13 protein-coding genes and 1 tRNA gene are annotated in these 18299 nt (G+C 59.5%); 12 read left to right on the top strand and 2 right to left on the bottom strand.

What is annotated here, in order from left to right:
* Positions 1 to 113: 113 nt before the first annotated feature.
* From J8Z04_RS02870 to dnaE, 12 genes are all read left to right on the top strand, one after another.
* Positions 114 to 755 (top strand): ATP-dependent Clp protease proteolytic subunit, encoded by a 642-nt coding sequence (locus J8Z04_RS02870; protein ID WP_043559905.1) that lies wholly within the window; start codon positions 114 to 116, stop codon positions 753 to 755.
* 69 nt (positions 756 to 824) lie between these two features.
* Entirely contained in the window at positions 825 to 2087 is a 1263-nt protein-coding gene (gene clpX / locus J8Z04_RS02865) for an ATP-dependent Clp protease ATP-binding subunit ClpX (RefSeq protein ID WP_043559908.1), read from the top strand.
* A 171-nt stretch (positions 2088 to 2258) separates the two neighbouring features.
* Positions 2259 to 4862 carry an endopeptidase La gene (gene lon, locus J8Z04_RS02860; protein WP_192848254.1) on the top strand — a complete coding sequence of 868 codons (2604 nt, stop codon included), beginning with the start codon at positions 2259 to 2261 and terminating at the stop codon, positions 4860 to 4862.
* Positions 4863 to 4988: 126 nt separating this feature from the next.
* Positions 4989 to 5276, top strand: a complete 288-nt coding sequence (locus J8Z04_RS02855) for an HU family DNA-binding protein (protein WP_043559910.1) — start codon at positions 4989 to 4991, stop codon at positions 5274 to 5276.
* A 92-nt stretch (positions 5277 to 5368) separates the two neighbouring features.
* A tRNA-Val gene (locus tag J8Z04_RS02850) sits at positions 5369 to 5443 on the top strand.
* Between the two features lie 20 nt (positions 5444 to 5463).
* Positions 5464 to 6213, top strand: a complete 750-nt coding sequence (locus tag J8Z04_RS02845) for a biotin--[acetyl-CoA-carboxylase] ligase (protein WP_192848253.1) — start codon at positions 5464 to 5466, stop codon at positions 6211 to 6213.
* A 10-nt stretch (positions 6214 to 6223) separates the two neighbouring features.
* Positions 6224 to 7057 carry a type III pantothenate kinase gene (locus J8Z04_RS02840; protein ID WP_086431450.1) on the top strand — a complete coding sequence of 278 codons (834 nt, stop codon included), beginning with the start codon at positions 6224 to 6226 and terminating at the stop codon, positions 7055 to 7057.
* A gap of 18 nt (positions 7058 to 7075) precedes the next feature.
* Complete coding sequence (locus J8Z04_RS02835) at positions 7076 to 8734, top strand: ribonuclease J (protein WP_043559916.1); 1659 nt, start codon at positions 7076 to 7078, stop codon at positions 8732 to 8734.
* 12 nt (positions 8735 to 8746) lie between these two features.
* A complete protein-coding gene (gene proS / locus J8Z04_RS02830) occupies positions 8747 to 10063 on the top strand; it encodes a proline--tRNA ligase (RefSeq protein WP_192848252.1) in 1317 nt (438 codons plus the stop codon).
* A 2-nt stretch (positions 10064 to 10065) separates the two neighbouring features.
* Positions 10066 to 11313, top strand: coding sequence for a lipoprotein-releasing ABC transporter permease subunit (locus tag J8Z04_RS02825; RefSeq protein ID WP_043559921.1), 1248 nt, complete (start codon positions 10066 to 10068; stop codon positions 11311 to 11313).
* The gene (locus tag J8Z04_RS02820; protein ID WP_192848251.1) at positions 11306 to 12004 is read left to right on the top strand and encodes an ABC transporter ATP-binding protein; all 699 of its coding nucleotides are present in this window, start codon (positions 11306 to 11308) and stop codon (positions 12002 to 12004) included. The genes J8Z04_RS02825 and J8Z04_RS02820 overlap by 8 nt, the downstream gene beginning before the upstream one ends.
* Before the next feature lie 47 nt (positions 12005 to 12051).
* Entirely contained in the window at positions 12052 to 15480 is a 3429-nt protein-coding gene (dnaE, locus tag J8Z04_RS02815) for a DNA polymerase III subunit alpha (protein WP_086431448.1), read from the top strand.
* Between the two features lie 39 nt (positions 15481 to 15519).
* Here the strand turns inward: dnaE and J8Z04_RS02810 are convergent, their stop codons facing one another.
* Both J8Z04_RS02810 and J8Z04_RS02805 read right to left on the bottom strand, forming a co-directional pair.
* Positions 15520 to 16416, bottom strand: a complete 897-nt coding sequence (locus J8Z04_RS02810) for a hypothetical protein (RefSeq protein WP_192848250.1) — start codon at positions 16414 to 16416, stop codon at positions 15520 to 15522.
* 54 nt (positions 16417 to 16470) lie between these two features.
* Positions 16471 to 18297 carry a cobaltochelatase CobT-related protein gene (locus J8Z04_RS02805; RefSeq protein WP_192848249.1) on the bottom strand — a complete coding sequence of 609 codons (1827 nt, stop codon included), beginning with the start codon at positions 18295 to 18297 and terminating at the stop codon, positions 16471 to 16473.
* Positions 18298 to 18299 lie beyond the last annotated feature (2 nt).

The raw sequence follows: 18299 nt of genomic DNA, 5'->3' as shown, positions 1-18299 counted from the left end.
GCCCCTTTTTTTTGCTCTTGGCAGGAAGATTCCTCTGATATTAGTCCATTCTGTGCGAAGACACGGGCAAAGAGGGTGTGCTAGGCTAGGGGGAGTTGTAAAGGAAAATACCTATGGGCATTGAAGACCGTAATCCTCTGGACGTGTTCAATAACACTCTTGTTCCAATGGTGGTGGAGCAGACCTCAAGGGGTGAGCGCTCTTTCGACATTTATTCCCGGCTTTTGCAGGAGCGTATCATTTTTCTGACAGGCCCGGTCTATGACCAGGTCTCGTCTCTGATCTGTGCGCAGCTGCTCTATCTTGAGAGTGTCAGCCCGACCAAGGAAATCTCTTTCTATATCAACAGCCCTGGTGGGGTCGTCTCTGCCGGTCTGGCGATGTACGACACCATGCAGTATATCCGTTCACCGGTCAGCACGGTCTGTATCGGTCAGGCAGCGTCCATGGGGTCATTGCTGTTGGCTGCCGGTGAGGCGGGCCGTCGTTTCTGCCTGCCCAATGCCCGTGTCATGGTCCACCAGCCTTCCGGTGGAGCGCAGGGGCAGGCGTCGGACATCGAAATTCAGGCCCGTGAAATCCTGCATATCCGTCGCCGGCTGAATGAGATCTACCGTGAGCATACAGGGCGTGCGCTGGAGGAAATCGAGGAGGCGCTGGAGCGTGACCGTTATCTCTCTGCTGCGGAGGCCAAGGAGTTCGGGCTGGTGGATGAGGTTGTGACACGTCATCCCGCGGAGAAGAAAAGGGCCTGATCTGATTGTTGAACAGGGCATTCAGGGGTCTGAACATACCCGTCTCCCATACGGGTTTGAGGAGCTGTAATGAGCGGAAAAGATAGCGATTCAAAGAATACGCTTTATTGTTCATTCTGTGGGAAATCCCAGCATGAGGTGAAGAAACTCATTGCCGGGCCAACCGTATTCATCTGTAATGAATGTGTTGAACTGTGCACGGACATCATCCGTGAGGAGCGGAACACAGGCCCTGTGACCAGTGGTGAAGGGGTGCCAACTCCACGGGAAATCTGCCAGATACTCAATGATTATGTCATTGGCCAGAGTGAAGCCAAGAAGGTGCTTTCGGTGGCGGTGCATAATCATTACAAGCGGCTGGAGCAGTCCGAAAAGGCTGGTGATGTCGAGATCGGCAAGGCCAACATCATGCTGATCGGTCCGACGGGAACGGGGAAGACCCTGCTGGCCCAGACACTGGCCCGCATTCTGGACGTTCCCTTCACCATGGCCGATGCCACGACACTGACAGAAGCTGGCTATGTGGGAGAGGATGTTGAGAACATCATCCTCAAGCTGCTTCAGGCCTGTGACTATAATGTTGAACGTGCCCAGCGTGGCATTGTCTATATTGATGAGATCGACAAGATTTCCCGCAAGGCGGAGAATCCGTCCATCACCCGGGATGTCTCTGGTGAAGGCGTGCAGCAGGCTCTGCTGAAGCTGATGGAAGGCACGGTGGCCTCCGTTCCTCCGCAGGGAGGGCGCAAGCATCCGCAGCAGGAGTTCGTGCAGGTCGATACGACCAACATGCTCTTCATCTGTGGCGGGGCCTTTGCCGGGCTGGACAAGGTCATCAGTGCCCGTGGCAAGGGCAGTGGCATTGGTTTCGGGGCGGATGTGCGCTCCGAGGATGACCGCAAGCTGGGAGATATCCTCAAGGATATCGAGCCGGAAGACCTCATGAAATACGGCCTGATTCCGGAATTCATTGGTCGTCTGCCGGTCATCGCCACGCTGAATGACCTTGATGAGGCCGCTCTCGTCCAGATTCTGACAGAGCCGAAAAATGCTCTGGTCAAGCAGTATCAGCGTCTCTTCCAGATGGAAGGGGTGGAGCTGGAGTTTGAGGAAGAGGCCATCAAGGGGATTGCTGCCCGTGCCATCGAGCGGCAGACCGGGGCCCGGGGTCTGCGTTCCATCATGGAAAAAATCCTGATGGAAACGATGTTTGACCTTCCAGGCCGGAAGAATGTCGACAAGGTTGTCGTCACCCGGGATGTGGCGGAAGGCCGTGCAGAGCCTGTCTATGTTCACGGCCAGCAGGCTGAGGAAGAAAAACAGGCAGACTGAAAGAGGCGGATGCTGGCAGATTTCCATCATCTGCCAGCGCTTCGCAGCGACAGGGGTATTGTCCCTTGTGCCTTGATACCCCACATAGAGATACAGAATGAAAGAGCCCCTTGCCGTGCCACTTTTTCAGGGCGGCGGGGGTTTGATCGTCCGTTATGGAGATCCTGAAGCATGAGTGACGAAAAGAAACCAAAGACAGCCCGCCGCAAGACTGCTGCCAAGGATGCCGACAAGGGTAGCGTCGCCCGGACGCGGCGTACGGCTTCCACGTCTGCTACCCGTAAAGATGGAGAGGCCAAGGCTTCTGCGGTTCCTCGCAGGAAGGCTGCGTCCTCCAAGGCTGAAAGCGGCAAGGCTACAGTGGCCGCTCAGTCGCCCCGGAAGGAAGCGCCTGTCATGCCGGTGCTGCCCCTGCGGAATATTGTCGTCTTCCCACACATGATTGTTCCACTCTTTGTGGGACGTGAGAAATCAATCCATGCTCTGGAGCAGATGCCGGAGGATGTCCGTGAGATCATTCTCGTGTCCCAGAAAGATGTGGGCAAAGATGAGCCGACTGTTGATGATGTGTTCCGCATCGGGACGGTTGCCAGCGTCCTCCAGCTTCTGAAATTGCCCGATGGTACGGTGAAGGTTCTGGTGGAAGGGCTGCGCCGTGTCCGTCTTGTTGGCCTGAAGGAGCAGGATGGCTATTTTCAGAGCTCTGTGGAAGACCTTCCTGATGAGCTGGGTGCCCGTGGTGGGGAACGTGAAGCTCTGGCCCGTTCTGCCGTAAAACGGTTTGAGGATTATGCCCGGCTGAACAAGAAGGTGGCGCCGGAGGTACTGGCCTCGGTCAGCCATCTGGAGGATCCGTCCCGTCTGGCGGATACGATTGCCAGCCACCTCAACCTGCGGATTCCGGAACGGCAGGAGCTGCTGGAAACCCTCTCCGTGGAGGAGAGGCTGGAGCGTGTCTTTGCGGGGATGGAAGCGGAAATAGACGTTCTTCAGGTGGAGAAGCGTATCCGCAGCCGTGTGAAGAAGCAGATGGAGAAAACCCAGCGGGAGTATTATCTGAATGAGCAGATGAAGGCCATTCAGAAAGAACTGGGTGAAGGCGAGGATGGCCGTGACGAACTTGCCGAGATCGAAGAGAAGATCGAAACGCAGGGGCTAAGCCAGGAAGCCAGGGAGAAGGCCCGTGGCGAGCTGAAAAAGCTGCGGAGCATGAGCCCCATGTCTGCCGAGGGCACAGTGGTCCGCAGTTATCTGGACTGGCTGGTCAGCCTGCCATGGAAGAAACGCTCCAAACTGGCAAAATCCCTCCAGAAGGCGGAAGACGTTCTTGAGGCTGATCACTATGGGTTGGAGAAGATCAAGGAACGTGTCCTCGAGTATCTGGCCGTCCAGAGCCGTGCGAAGAAGCTGAAGGGGCCGATCCTCTGTCTGGTTGGCCCTCCGGGTGTTGGCAAGACCTCTCTGGCACGGTCCATCGCCAGGGCGACAGGGCGGAAATATGTCCGCATTTCCCTTGGGGGGATGAAGGATGAATCCGAGATACGTGGTCACAGACGGACCTATATCGGTGCCATGCCGGGCAAGATTGTCCAGGGTATCAAGAAGGCCGGGGTGAGCAATCCACTCTTCCTGCTGGATGAGGTGGACAAGCTGGGGTCGGACTGGCGGGGGGATCCGTCTTCCGCCCTGCTGGAGGTGCTGGACCCGGAACAGAACAACACGTTCGGGGACCATTACCTCGAGGTGGAATATGATCTTTCTGACATCATGTTCATCGCCACTGCCAATTCTCTCGACATGCCCCAGCCGTTGCTGGACCGCATGGAGATCATCCGCCTTTCTGGATATACGGAACAGGAGAAGCTGGAGATCGCCAAGAGGCATCTGCTGGCCAAGCAGGCGAAAGAGCATAATCTGAAGCCTGGTGAATGGCACGTGACAGACGAGGCTCTTCTGGCGCTTATACGGTCTTATACACGGGAAGCCGGGGTGCGCAGTCTGGAGAGGATGATCGCCCGTCTGGCGCGTAAGGCCGTGCGTGAGATTCTGTCTGGCAAGGTGAAAAAGATCGAGGTGACGCCAGAGACGCTGGAGGTTTATGCCGGTGTCCCACGTTACCGTCATGGTGAGGCTGATCAGGAGGATCAGATCGGTATCGTGACGGGCCTGGCCTGGACACAGGTTGGCGGAGAGATCCTGACCATCGAGAGCCTGACCATGCCGGGCAAGGGCACGATCCGTCATACCGGCAAGCTTGGTGATGTGATGAAGGAGAGCGTGTCTGCGGCTTTCTCCTATGTGAAGTCCCGTGCCGAGACATTCGGTATCGACCCGGCCGTGCTTGAGAAAACGGACATTCACGTGCACCTGCCAGAGGGGGCCGTGCCGAAGGATGGCCCTTCTGCGGGTTCAGCGCTGACCACGTCTCTCGTCAGTGTGCTGACACGCATCCCGGTCCGGCATGATGTTGCCATGACGGGGGAGGTGACCCTGCGTGGCCGTGTTCTGGAGATTGGTGGGTTGAAGGAGAAGCTGCTCGCAGCTCTGCGGGCTGGCATCAAGACGGTTCTCATCCCGGAAATGAATGTCAAAGACCTGGCTGAGATTCCTGAAAATGTGAAAGAAGGGTTACAGATCATTCCCGTCCAGCATATGGATGAAGTGCTGAATATTGCCTTGACAGAGCCGCCGAAGGCTTTGGCAGCGGGGCAGATGGCGGGCAGGAGTGCCAAGAAAGTGAACGGGGAAGGAATTTCTCGCTCAATTCAACATTAAGTAAGGGTATTCTTGGCTTCAGGCTGTTGACGCGGACGAAAACCGCTTCATAGTGCAGGTGTAAATCGCAATATGTGATTCTGGCCTCTTTGCGAGGCTGTCTCACCAAACGTTGAAAGGCTTACCATGGAGAAACCTCTGAACAAGCAGGAACTCATTGCTTCCGTTGCCGAGGCCGCTGATCTTCCCAAGGCGAAGGCTGGTGATGTCGTGGATGCCGTGTTCGGCACCATCGAGAAGACCCTGGCCAAGGGGCAGGAAGTTCGCCTGGTAGGCTTTGGCAGCTTCGTGACAGCCACCCGCAAGGCTGCCAAGGGCCGCAACCCGCGTACGGGTGAAGAGATCGACATTCCGGCTTCCACGTCCGTGCGTTTCAAGCCGGGCAAGGGCCTGAAGGATGCCGTCAGCAAGTAAGCTGGCATCGTGGAAACGGGGAAGATAATTTTCTGAAAAAAAATGAGAATTCCCCGTTGCGCTCCGTGAGGCTTTTGCCTATAAACCGGGGCGGGCAATTAGCTCAGCGGTAGAGCGTCTCGTTTACACCGAGAGGGTCGGCGGTTCGATCCCGTCATTGCCCACCATCTTACATTCAAGTTTTTTTATGACCTGGCGTTTCGAATATCATGAAACGCTGGCATCCACTTCCGATCTCTGTCGGAAACGGGCTGAAGCCGGCGAAGAAGACAGGCTGGCCGTTGTGGCAGAGCGACAGAGCGCAGCCCGGGGAAGCCGGGGGCGTAGCTGGCAGAGTGGCGAGGGAAATCTGGCATTTTCCTTTCTTTTCCGTTTTTCCGAAAATCAGGCCATGCGGGCGGTTCTGCCCTATATGGTGGCTCTGGCCCTTCGTGATGGGCTCGTGGCCGCAGCGGATCTGTCGGGGGAGGCTTCAGCCTCGCTATGGCTGAAATGGCCGAACGATCTTCTGCTTTCAGGCCGGAAAATGGCAGGTATTCTGATTGAAACCGGTTTTCTGGCAGCCGGGGCAGAGGGGCTGCCCTGTTGGGCGGTCATAGGCATGGGGGCCAATCTGCGGCAGGCTCCGATCATGGAAGGCCGGACACTCGCAGCCCTTTCCGAGGTCTGCTCTCCGCCGGATGCCCAGGCCTGCGCCCAGGCCATCGTGCGGGCGTTCGATGGATGGATGGAACGCTGGCAGCGTGAGGGCAACGGTGTGATCTGGGAGAGCTGGATGGAGCGTGCTCATCCTCTGGGTACTCGACTGATCCTTCGAAGACATGGTAGGGAAGTAGCAGGACAATTCGCCGGGCTTGATGCGCAGGGACATCTTCTGCTCGCACTGGACGATGGTGGCATGACCTCGGTCGTGACGGGTGATGTGATCTGTGAGTAAGGGAGGGGATGTGCTGCTCGTCATTGATGCTGGCAATACAAATGTGGTTTTTGCCGTTCATGATGGCGAGGCATGGGTAGGACGCTGGCGCATCTCGACGGATGATCGCAGAACGGCGGATGAATATGCCGTCTGGCTGCTGGCCTTGATGGAACGGGCAGGTCTGGGCCCGGATTGTGTAACGCAGGCCATTATCGGGACGGTGGTTCCGGCTGCGTTGTATGATCTGCGGCGCCTGTGCCGTAGCTGGCTGCATGTGGAGCCTCTTGTGGCCAATCATGAGCTGGACTGGAACATGGATGTGCTGGTGGATACGCCGGCAGAGCTTGGGGCTGACCGCCTGCTGAACGGCCTTGCCGCCCGCCAGCTTTACGGCGGGGGCCCGCTTGTGGTTGTGGATTTTGGTACGGCGACAACCTTCGATGTTGTCGATGCTCAGGGCCGCTATTGCGGTGGAGCGATTGCACCGGGGGTCAATCTCTCGATGGATGCCCTGCATCAGGCAGCGGCCCGTCTGCCCCGTGTCAGTGTTGGCCGGCCGGTGGAAGCAATAGGTCGCAGCACAAGTGTTGCGATGCGATCAGGCCTCTTCTGGGGGTATGTAGGTCTGGTCGAAGGGATTGTTCACCGCATTGCCGGTGAGATGGATGGACGTCCCCGGGTTGTGGCGACGGGCGGTCTGGCTCCGCTCTTCTCCGAGGGGACAACGTTATTTGATGAAGTGGCACCCGACCTGACGCTGGAGGGACTGCGCCTCCTGGCCGGGCAGAACAGGGACCGTTTCATCACCGATTTTTCCGGGCAACAGGCCCATACCGCCTTCGGGCACCCTGATAATTCTTGAACAGGAACTGATGCGTTTATGACAGACCAGAAGAGTGATTTTGCCTTCCTTCCCTTGGGAGGGACGGGCGAGATCGGCATGAATTTCAACCTGTACCGCCTGCGCGAAAATGGTGAGGAACACTGGCTGGCCATCGATTGTGGCATCGGCTTCTCCGGCAATGATACGCCGGAAGCCGACGTGCTGATGTCCGATCCGACCTTCATCGCAGAACGGAAAGACAGTCTGCACGGGCTGGTCATTACCCACGCCCATGAGGACCATGTGGGGGCTGTAGCCCACCTCTGGCGGCAGATGCGCTGTCCTGTCTACGCCACGCCGTTCACGGCAGCCGTGCTGCGGCGCAAGCTGAGCGAGGCGAACCTTCAGAACCAGGTCGTCATCCACATCATCATGCCGGGTTCCCGGTTTGAGGTCGGGCCGTTCGATCTCCAGTTCATCCCGGTAACCCACTCCATTGTGGAAGCCCAGTCCGTCGCCATTCGCAGTCCGTATGGCATTGTCATTCATACCGGGGACTGGAAGCTGGACCCGACTCCGCTTGTCGGCCCCGTGACGGACGAGGATGCCTTCCGTGCATTGGGTGATGAAGGCGTGCTGGCCATGGTGGGTGACAGCACCAATGTCATGAAGGAGGGGCGGTCCCAGTCTGAGGCGGATGTCCGTGTCGGCCTGACGGAAATGATCGCCGGGCTGGAAGGACGTGTGGCCGTGACGTGCTTCGCCAGCAACGTGGCCCGTGTGGAGAGCATCGCCAAGGCTGCGCTCGCTTCTGGCCGTGAGGTGATGGTGGTGGGACGCTCCCTGCGCAATCTGGAGGCCGCCGCCCGGGAATGTGGCTACTTTGCCGATCTGCCGCCTTTCCTGACGGAATATGACATCAAGGATGTTCCTGATGAAAACCTGCTGATGATCATTACGGGGAGCCAGGGTGAGGCCCGCTCCGCCCTGTCTCGTATCGCCTGTGATACCCATTCCACCATTTCCCTGGGGGAAGGGGACACGGTGATTTACAGCTCCCGTGTCATTCCGGGGAATGAGCAGGCCGTCATGACGGTGCAGGACAATCTGACACGCCGTGGCGTGACCGTGCTGACGGACAAGGATGGCATGGTGCATACATCCGGCCATGCAACGGGTGGGGATATCCGCCATCTCTACAGCCTTGTTCGCCCCCGTTACAGCATTCCCACCCATGGGGAATGGCGCCATCTGACAGCCCACGGGGCTTTGGCCCGTGAGGCCGGTGCTGAGGCCGTGCTGCTGGAGGATGGTGACATCCTCAATCTGGGGCCGGGGCCAGTCGAGGTGGTCGATACGGCTCCGACGGGCCTTCTGGCTCTGGATGGTGACCGCCTTCTGCCCATGACGGGCGGTGTGCTGGCGGCCCGTCGCCGGATGCTTTTCAATGGCGTGGTGCTGGCCAGCTTTGCCGTGGATGATGAGGGTTATGTCATTGGCGAACCACGCATCAGTGCACCAGGTCTTCTGGAGCGGGATGACCCTGAAAGCACCCGCATCCGTGAAGAATTCGCCTATGCCATTGATGAGATTCCTGATGAATTCCGTCAGGACGATCAGGCCTTCCGGGATGTGGCACGCACAGCCCTGCGGCGGGCACTCGGCCGCAAGCTGCGGAAGCGTCCGCTGGTTGATGTCCATCTCCTGCGCGTCTGAGGGAAAAAGAACATGCGGTTAAGTCAGGCATTCCAGCCTACTCTGAAAGAAGTCCCCGCCGAGGCGCAGATTGCCTCACACCGGCTGATGCTGCGGGCGGGGCTTGTGCGGCAGACATCCTCGGGCATCTATACATGGCTGCCCGCCGGGCTGCGTGTCCTGCGGAACATCGCCACCATCGTGCGGCAGGAGCAGGACCGGATTGGCGGACAGGAAATCCTGATGCCGACCGTTCAGTCCGCCGATCTGTGGCGGCGTTCCGGCCGTTATGATGCGTACGGACCGGAGATGCTGCGTCTTGAGGACCGGCACGGGCGTGAGATGCTTTACGGCCCGACCAATGAGGAAATGGTGACGGACCTTTTCGGCAGCACGGTGAAATCCTACCGTGAGCTGCCGAAGATGCTCTACCACATCCAGTGGAAGTTCAGGGACGAGGTCCGCCCCCGCTTCGGCGTGATGCGTGGCCGTGAGTTCTACATGAAGGACGGTTACAGTTTCGACCTGTCCTATGAGGATGCGGTGAGCAGCTATTACCGCATCATGCTGTCCTACCTGAAGATTTTCCGCCGTCTGGGTGTGCAGGCCGTGCCGATGGCGGCCGATACGGGGCCGATTGGTGGCGAGCTGAGCCATGAGTTCCTCGTTCTTGCTCCGACAGGGGAGAGTGAGGTCTTCTATGATGCTGGCTGGGACGAGATTGACTGGGACAGCATCGGCCTGGACCCGCAGAAGGAGGAAGACCTTCAGAAACTCCGTGAGATCGTGAAGACGACCTATTCCGCCACGGATGAAAAACATGACCTTTCCGCCTGGGAGGCCGTGCCGGAAGACCGTCGTCGTGGTGGCCGGGGCATCGAGGTCGGCCACATCTTCTATTTCGGCACGAAATATACCGAATCCATGGGTGTGGAAGTGAGCGGTGCCGATGGTGCGCCCCTGCATCCGCACATGGGGTCCTATGGCATCGGGGTGTCCCGTCTGGTCGGAGCCATCATCGAGGCGTCTCATGATGAAGCCGGGATCATCTGGCCGGAAGAGGTGGCTCCCTATCGGGCGGTTCTGCTCAACCTCCGCCCTGGTGATGAGCTGTGCGACCAGCTCTGTGAAACCATCTACAGCCGTGACCCGGAAGGGCTGCTCTATGATGACCGGTCCGACCGTGCCGGGGTGAAATTCAATGATGCCGACCTGATGGGTCATCCGTGGCAGATCATTGTCGGTCCCCGTGGGGCCAAGGCGGGCATGGTGGAGCTGAAGCATCGTGCCTCCGGCGAACGCAGCGAACTGCCTCTTGATGAAGCTCTGGCGAAACTGGGGCTTGGTTGAGCATGTTCGGGCGGTTTGAGCGAACGGTTGCCCTGCGTTATCTGAGGGCCCGCAAGGGGGAGCGTTTTGCGTCGGTCATTGCGCTGTTCTCCCTTGTCGGCATCTCTCTGGGGGTGGCGACGCTCATCATCGTCATGGCCGTGATGAACGGCTTCAAGGCCGACCTCATGGGCCGGATTCTCGGCCTGCATGGAGACCTGAATGTCTATGCCTATGGGCAGGTCATCCGGGACTACAAGGATGATGCCGCATTGATCCGCAGGGTGCCCGGCGTGACGCAGGTCCTGCCCATGACGCAGGGCACGGTCCTTGCGGAGGCGGGGCGTTATTCCACCGGGGCGATGCTGGAAGGGCTGGCACAGGAGGACCTGCGGAACTGGAAGGCTCTCAGCGATGGAATCATGGAAGGCAGTCTGGATGACTTCCAAGGGGATTCCGCCGTTGCCGTGGGGGTCACGCTGGCCGAGCGGGCCGGGCTGCATGTCGGTTCGTCGCTGACCATTCTCTCGCCCAACGGGCAGGCCACGCCATTCGGCACGATGCCACGGGTGCGGAAACTGCACGTGGCCCTGGTCTTTGATGCCAACTGGAATGATTACAACAGCAACATCATTCTCATGCCGCTGGCAGCCTCCCAGAAATTCCTGATGATGGGAGACGGGGTCTCGCTGATGCAGGTCAGCACCTCCGATCCGCTGAATGTCAGGCCGGTCAGCCGCCAGATCACGGAGGCCTTGAATGATCCCCGTCTTCAGGTGCTGGACTGGACACAGAGTGCCAACGGTTTTCTGGATGCCGTGACGGTAGAACAGAACGTGATGTTCCTCATCCTTACGCTCATCATTCTGGTGGCGGCCTTCAACGTGATCTCCTCGCTCATCATGATGGTCAAGGACAAGACACGGGACATCGCCGTCCTGCGGACTTTCGGAGCCAGCCGGGGCAGCGTGATGCGCATTTTCCTCATGTGCGGAGCGTCTGTTGGCGTCGTGGGGACCGTGGTGGGGACGGGGCTGGGCATCTGCTTCGCCCTGAACATCGAGCGGATCCGTCACGTTCTGGAATCCCTGACGGGCACGGACCTGTTCAATCCTGAGGTCTATTTCCTGGCCCGGCTGCCGGCCCGTCTGGTCTGGTCGCAGGTTGTGGAAGTCGCCGTGCTGTCGCTGGCCCTGTCCCTGCTGGCCACGCTGTATCCCTCATGGCGTGCGGCGAAGACCGACCCGGTGGAGGCCCTGCGTCATGAGTGACACGAAACAGACCACGGTTCTGACGCTTGAGAAGCTGGGGCGGTCCTTCCGTTCCGGGGATGAAGAACTGCACATTCTCCGGGAGGCTGATCTTTCCCTGAAAAGTGGTGAGCTGGTTGCCCTCGTGGCCCCGAGCGGCACGGGCAAGTCCACGCTGCTGCAGCTGGCTGGCCTTCTGGAACGCCCCGACAGGGGAGAGGTTCTTATCAGGGAGAAGGCCACATCCAGACTGGGCGAGGCGGGACGGACGGCCTTGCGGCGGGATGAAATCGGCTTCGTGTATCAGTTCCATCATCTGCTGCGGGAATTCACGGCCGTGGAGAATGTCATGCTGCCTCAGCTTGCGGCAGGCGTGAAACCTGCCGAGGCCCGGAAGCGGGCAGAAGACCTGCTGGTCCGTTTTGGGCTGTCCCATCGGCTGGAGGCTCTGCCGGGACGCATGTCCGGTGGGGAGCAGCAGCGTACGGCCATCGCCCGTGCGCTGGCGAACCGGCCCAGCCTGCTGCTGGCCGATGAGCCGACGGGCAATCTGGATACGAAAACCGCCGATCTCGTCTTCGCCGAGCTGATGCGTGTGGTGCGGGAAGAGGGCGTGGCGGCTTTGATTGCCACCCATAATGAGGCTCTGGCGGCGGCGATGGACCGTACCGTCACGCTGGATGAAGGGCGGATCGTTCCTTTTCAGGGGTAGGGCGTTTTCTGTTCCGCCCCGGCGCGGGGGCGTGGTAAATGGGCGGCATGTCCTATGCCAGCTTTGTCCATCTCCGTAATCACTCCGCCTATTCCCTCAGCCAGGGGGCGATTCGTGTCTCCGAGCTTGTGGAGCTGGCCAAAAAGAATGCCATGCCCGCCGTCGCCCTGACGGACAGCGGCAACATGTTTGGCGGGCTGGAATTTTCCCAGAGCTGCCGCAAGGCCGGTGTGCAGCCCATCATCGGGTGCCAGCTGGCCCTGCCGTCAGCTTCGGGCAGGCCCGGTGTCCCGGCGGAACCGCTGGTCGTTCTGGCCCGGACGGAAGAAGGGCTGGAGAATCTTCAGTATCTTTCCACGCAGGGCTTCCTGAATGGGGATTCGGCAGACCCGTCCATGCCGCTGGACGTGCTGTGCAGCCGTGCCGGTGGGCTGTTCCTGTTGACGGGTGGCAACCGGGGGCCGATCAACCGGCTCCTGCTGGGGGAGCAGAGGGCTGCGGCGAAGCAGATGCTCGAGCGTCTCAGGGAGGCCTTTGGGGGGTATGTGGCCGTCGAGATCAACCGGCTGGATGAAGCTGGTGAGGAGATCACGGAGCCGCAGCTGATCGCTCTGGCCGATGAGCTGGACCTCCCGCTTGTGGCGACCAATGAATGTTTTTTTCCTCGACCGGAACTGCATGAGGCGCACGATGCGCTGCTCTGCATCGCCCAGGGGCGTACCATGGCGGAGGAAGACCGCTGGCGTGTTTCCCGTCAGGCATGGTTCAAGACTCCGGATGAAATGCGGAAGCTCTTCCATGACCTGCCGGAGGCCTGCGACAATACGCTGGTGATCGCCCGTCACTGTGCCGTGGCGGTGAATACCCGCAAGCCGCTCCTGCCTGTCTGTCCGAAAGTTCGTGAAGGCAGCACGGAAGAGGAAACCCTGCGGGCCATGGCGCAGGAAGGGCTGGAGAAACGTCTGGCTGTCATGAAGGATGGGGAGAACCGTCGGGCCGAGTACGAGGAGCGGCTGGAGACCGAGCTGAAAATCATAGCCGATATGGGCTTCCCTGGTTACTTCCTCATCGTGGCGGACTTCATCCAGTGGGCCAAGGCGCATGACATTCCGGTGGGTCCGGGGCGTGGGTCCGGTGCTGGATCACTGGTAGCCTATGCGCTGACCATCACGGATATTGATCCCATTCCGTTCGGGCTGCTTTTCGAGCGGTTCCTGAATCCCGAACGTGTATCCATGCCGGACTTTGATATCGATTTCTGTCAGGACCGGCGGGATGAGGTCATCCGCTACGTGCGGAATGAATATGGCCACGAGCGTGTGGCGCAGATCATCACCTTCGGGAAACTCCAGGCCAAGGCGGCCGTGCGGGACGTAGGGCGTGTGCTGGGTCTGCCTTATGGCATGGTCAACCGTGTGGCGGAGCTGATCCCCAACAATCCGGCCAAACCGACACCACTGGCCCAGGCCATTGAGGAAGAACCCCGGCTTCAGGAGATGCGGGACACGGATGAGATGATCCGCCGCCTGCTGGAGATCGCCCTTCAGCTGGAGGGATTGTACCGCCACGCCTCGACCCATGCGGCCGGTGTGGTGATCGGGGACCGTGATCTTGTGGAGCTTGTGCCTCTCTATCGCGATCCACGAAGTGAGATGCTGGTCACCCAGTACAACATGAAGTTTGTGGAGCAGGCCGGGCTGGTCAAGTTCGACTTTCTGGGGCTGACGACCCTGACCATTCTCAAGCGGGGGGTCGATTTCCTGCGGGAGCTGGGGGAAGAAGTGGACCTCTCTCATATTCCGCTGGATGACAAGAAAACCTTCGAGATGATGGCCCGGGGAGACACGGCGGGTGTGTTCCAGTTCGAAGGGGCGGGCATGAGGGACATGCTCAAGCAGATGGCTGCCAGCCGTCTGGAAGACCTGATTGCCGGCGTGTCGCTCTACCGCCCCGGCCCGATGGAAAACATTCCTGAATATTGCCGCCGCAAGCATGGGGCACCGTGGGAGCCGCCTCACGAGGAAATCCGCCCGATTCTGGAAGAGACCTACGGCATCATGGTCTATCAGGAACAGGTGATGCAGATTGCCCAGAAGATGGCAGGCTACAGCCTTGGCGGGGCCGACCTGCTGCGGCGGGCCATGGGCAAGAAGATCGCCTCGGAGATGGAGAAACAGCGGGCCATTTTCTGCGAAGGGGCTACGAAGAGGGGCATCCCTGCCGAGAAAGCCGAAGAGGTGTTCGACCTCATGGCCAAATTCGCCAATTATGGCTTCAACAAGTCTCATGCTGCCGCTTATGCCTTCGTGTCCTATCAGACGGCCTGGATGAAGGCGAACCATCCTGTTCCCTTCCTGGCAGGCTGCATGTCTCTGGCACGGGAAAAGACGGAAAAGCTGGCGGCTCTCTGCCAGGAAGCCAGACGCATGGGGATCCCTGTCCTGCCGGTGGACATCAATAAATCCCAGGCCGATTTTTCCATCGAGAGGATGGAGGACGGGCAGCTGGGCATCCGCTACGCTCTGGCAGCGGTCAAGCGGGTTGGTTTCGTGGCTATGGAAGGGCTGGTGCAGGACCGTGGAGAAAAGCCGTTCTGCGATCTCACCGATTTTGCCGAACGGTGTGATTCTCGGCACATCAACAAGATACAGATGGAGAGTCTGGCCAAGGCAGGTGCGTTCGACAGTCTGGAGCCAGACCGTCACACCGTGTTTGCCAGTGCGGAGATCATCCTGCGGCGGGCGCAGTCCCGGGCGCAGGAGAAGGAAGTGGGACAGGCCGGTCTGTTCGGTGGGGGTGTCGATAGCAGCCTGCGGGAGGTCCTGCGGTTGAAGAAGGTCCGTCCCTGGCCGGATTTTGAGCGTCTCTCTCATGAGGCCGGGGTAATCGGGTTCCATATGAGTGCCCATCCGCTGGATGCTTACAGGCAGGTGCTGCGCCGACTGGGGATCACGCCTGCTCTCCAGCTGGAGAGCAGGGCGCATCAGGGTGTATCACGTGTTTCCATTGCGGGCTGTGTGGTGGACAAGAAGGAGCGTCCCACCAAGACCGGCAAGAAGATGGCATGGGTCACCCTGACGGATGCCAGCGGTGGCTGCGAAGTCACGTTATTTTCGGAAACATTGCAGAGTTGCCGGGACATGCTTGTGGCTGGGCAGGCTGTCCTGGTGCAGGCGGAGCTGAAATTGGATGGAGATGCCCTGCGCATCACGGCCAATAGCGTGCAGGACCTGGAAACAGCCGCAGCCAATGAGCAGGGAGAGCTGCGTATCTGGATTGATGATGAGGCAGCTCTGGCCCCCCTTCATGACATGCTGGCAGAGGTCAGGGGCGGGCGGGGGCGTGTCGTGCTGTTGCCTACTCTTGAGGAGACGCAGGCGATTGAGATCAGGCTGCCGGGTTTCTATCGTGTCACACCTCGTCTGGCGGAGCAGATGCACACACTGGAAGGAATCAGAAAGCTGGAACAGGCCTGAAACAGAAAGCCCCGCCTGTCAGGGCGGGGCGCTGTGGCATCAGAAGGGGATGGGAAGTTCGACACCATTGACCTTGACGGTGCCATTCTTCACGACGATGTGCCAGCCAACATGGTGGTCGGGTTCTCTGGCGCTCATGAAGCGGGCAATGAGCAGGGCGGCTTTGAGTTCTGTCGGGGCTACCCTGTTGACCCGATCGATCATTTCGCCGATCCGCCCAATGGAAAGGTGAACATCCGCCTTGAGGTTTTTTGTTCCTTCACCTGCCACGACCGTGCCCGTTCCAGTCACATCGCTGCCGTTGATGACGGTCTGGAACCTGTTGATGGTCAGATGATAGGGGGGCTGGGCTGCTGGTGTGAAGCTGACATCGCCAGACAGGGTCGGTGGCAGCAGGATGGCGCCGGGGGAATGAAGACCACTGGCATCAAACACGACATGAATGGTCGGTGTGGTGCTGAGGACATTCACATGTGCCGAGCTGGCGGTGGAGACCCGGTCTGGCCGGGTCATGGTGATGCCGCTCCAGTGCAGTTCTGGCAGGGTGTTTTTCACCTCTTCCACTTCGGGCAGAGGCTGTGTGGAGCAGACATCCGTCATGCCACGGTGATAGGCTGTCAGGGCAGCATAGGCGACCGCCGCATTGAGGCGGGTCAGGGCGGCCTCATCCATTTTCTGTTTATGGTCAACAGCCGTGGCGGAGACGACCGAGATGCGGTGCTGCGTGCCTGTCAGCTCGGCTTTCATGCCCTGGATGGTTACGCCATGGCCGGTCCTGATGACCTGGCCGGGAGAGTAGGTAAAACAGTCCGCCGAAAGGTGCGGCAGCGTATCGGCCGCTGCCGTGGGCAGGAGGGACTGGCTGCTCAATGCCAGCAGGGAGAGGCCGGCTGCTGCGGCCAGCGTGCGGAAAAGACGGGCAGGATGATGTCGCATGATGTTTTTGAGAGTGGCGGAGTCCGGGGCGCCTGACAATGGGGGAGAGGAAAATTATCCTCTCCGTCCCTGCCGGGCAGAGCGTGGGGCAAAAAGGGCTGTCAGCTGGGCTACCATGGTGTCCCCCAGGTCTTCGGCTGAACTGATGGTTACGCTGTTGGCGTAATATCGTGTGACGTCATGACCGATGCCAATGGCCAGCAGTTCCCCGGATGGATCATTTTCCAGCTGATGGATGACGCGGTGCAGATGCAGGTCCAGATATTCTGGCCCATTGGCGGAGGAGGTACTGTCATCGACTGGTGCGCCATCGGAAATCACCATGAGGATGCGACGATGTTCCGGACGGTGTTTCAGGCGTTTCCATGCCCAGAGAAGGGCCTCGCCATCGATGTTCTCTTTCAGCAGGCCTTCCCGCAGCATGAGGCCGATGTTGCGGCGTGCCCGCCGCCATGGCGTGTCTGCCGATTTGTAGATGATATGGCGTAGATCATTCAACCGTCCCGGTTTTGGTGGCCTGCTGTCCTGTGTCCATTTCACACGGCTTTCTCCGCCCTTCCATGTCCGTGTGGTGAACCCGAGAACCTCGACCTTGATGCCGCAACGTTCCAGCGTGCGGGCCAGAATGTCCCCACAGATGGCCGCTGTCGTGATGGGACGGCCCCGCATGGAGCCTGAATTGTCGATCAGCAGTGTGACGGTCGTGTCCCGGAAGTCGATCTTGCCTTCCTGCTTGTAGGAGAGTGGCAGGGAGGGGTTGCTGATGATGCGGGGCAGACGGGCTGCATCAAGGATGCCGTCTTCCTGATCGAAATGCCAGCGACGCTGCTGCTGGGCCAGCAGCTTCCGTTGCAGTCGATGGGCCAGACGGGAAACAAAACCTTGCGTCTGCTGGAGCTGCTCATCCAGTCTTTCACGGAGCAGGTCCAGCTCGGCCGGGTCGCAGAGATCGCTCGCATGGACCTCTTCGTCAAATTCCTGCGTATAGGCCTGATAGCCCCCAAGCCCCTTTATGGGACAGGGCCGTTCCTCTTCCGGCTGGGCAGAAGGACCTGCTGGCTGTTCGTATCCATTTTCACCCTCTGTCAGGATGGTTTCCATCTCATCAGAGGACAGACCTTCCGGGTTTGCTGATTCGTCGGAATCGTCGCTCAGGGCTGCCTGGGCATCTTCAGCCGTGCTGTCTTCTTCTTCCTGCCCGTCCGGGTCAGGGGCAGAGGATTCGCCACTTTCTGTCTGGTCGTCCTGGCTCTGCCCACGGGATTTTGAAGGGTCCGGCTCTTCTTCGGCCTCGCCTGTCTCCTTCAAGGTAAGAACATGCACGAAACGCTGGGAGGCTTCATTGAAGAGTGTCTGGTCGTTCTGCACGTCAGCCAGACGGGCCAGAGCCTCACGGGCCCTGGGGGTAAGGGACTGGCGCCATGCGGCCAATGCCGGCCCGGTCATGCTTTCCGGCAGTTTGCGGCCAGAGAGGGCCTCCCGTGTCAGCAGTTCCAGTGCGAGCGGCATGGGCATGTCGTCCTGCACAATCATTTTTGCGCTGTTGAGGGCATGAAGCCGCCGCCCCAGATAGTCTTCCAGATTGGCCTGCACCCCGGCCATGTGGCGGGCCCCATAGACCTCACAACGGGCCTGCTCCATGCCATCGGTGATGGTCTGGGTCTGGGCATCGGGGATGGTGATGCGTTTTTCCGGGTCGTGGTGCCGCTGGCGCAGGGCCACGGCATCGGTGGCCCCCCGGATATAAGTCTTGTCCTCGGGAGTGAGAGCCGCACGCTCCAGAGAAGCCAGAGCGGGTGTCATGGGAACATCCTGATGACCACTCAGGGCGCGCTGCGTGGCAAAAGTTGCCTTGCGGAAGAGTTCGTGCGGATCGGACATGA

This window comes from Bombella apis (genome assembly GCF_018221685.1).
In the GTDB taxonomy this organism is placed as follows: Bacteria; Pseudomonadota; Alphaproteobacteria; order Acetobacterales; family Acetobacteraceae; genus Bombella; species Bombella apis.
Note: the sequence above shows the minus strand (reverse complement) of the source record. Positions and strands in the feature narration are given on the sequence as shown.

Coding starts and splice junctions, on each gene's coding strand:
- proS (WP_192848252.1), top strand. CDS start 8,747: ATGCGGTTAAGTCAGGCATTCCAGCCTACTCTGAAAGAAGTCCCCGCC.
- J8Z04_RS02855 (WP_043559910.1), top strand. CDS start 4,989: ATGGAGAAACCTCTGAACAAGCAGGAACTCATTGCTTCCGTTGCCGAG.
- J8Z04_RS02835 (WP_043559916.1), top strand. CDS start 7,076: ATGACAGACCAGAAGAGTGATTTTGCCTTCCTTCCCTTGGGAGGGACG.
- clpX (WP_043559908.1), top strand. CDS start 825: ATGAGCGGAAAAGATAGCGATTCAAAGAATACGCTTTATTGTTCATTC.
- J8Z04_RS02825 (WP_043559921.1), top strand. CDS start 10,066: ATGTTCGGGCGGTTTGAGCGAACGGTTGCCCTGCGTTATCTGAGGGCC.
- dnaE (WP_086431448.1), top strand. CDS start 12,052: ATGTCCTATGCCAGCTTTGTCCATCTCCGTAATCACTCCGCCTATTCC.
- J8Z04_RS02870 (WP_043559905.1), top strand. CDS start 114: ATGGGCATTGAAGACCGTAATCCTCTGGACGTGTTCAATAACACTCTT.
- J8Z04_RS02845 (WP_192848253.1), top strand. CDS start 5,464: ATGACCTGGCGTTTCGAATATCATGAAACGCTGGCATCCACTTCCGAT.
- J8Z04_RS02810 (WP_192848250.1), bottom strand. CDS start 16,416: ATGCGACATCATCCTGCCCGTCTTTTCCGCACGCTGGCCGCAGCAGCC.
- J8Z04_RS02805 (WP_192848249.1), bottom strand. CDS start 18,297: ATGTCCGATCCGCACGAACTCTTCCGCAAGGCAACTTTTGCCACGCAG.
- lon (WP_192848254.1), top strand. CDS start 2,259: ATGAGTGACGAAAAGAAACCAAAGACAGCCCGCCGCAAGACTGCTGCC.
- J8Z04_RS02820 (WP_192848251.1), top strand. CDS start 11,306: ATGAGTGACACGAAACAGACCACGGTTCTGACGCTTGAGAAGCTGGGG.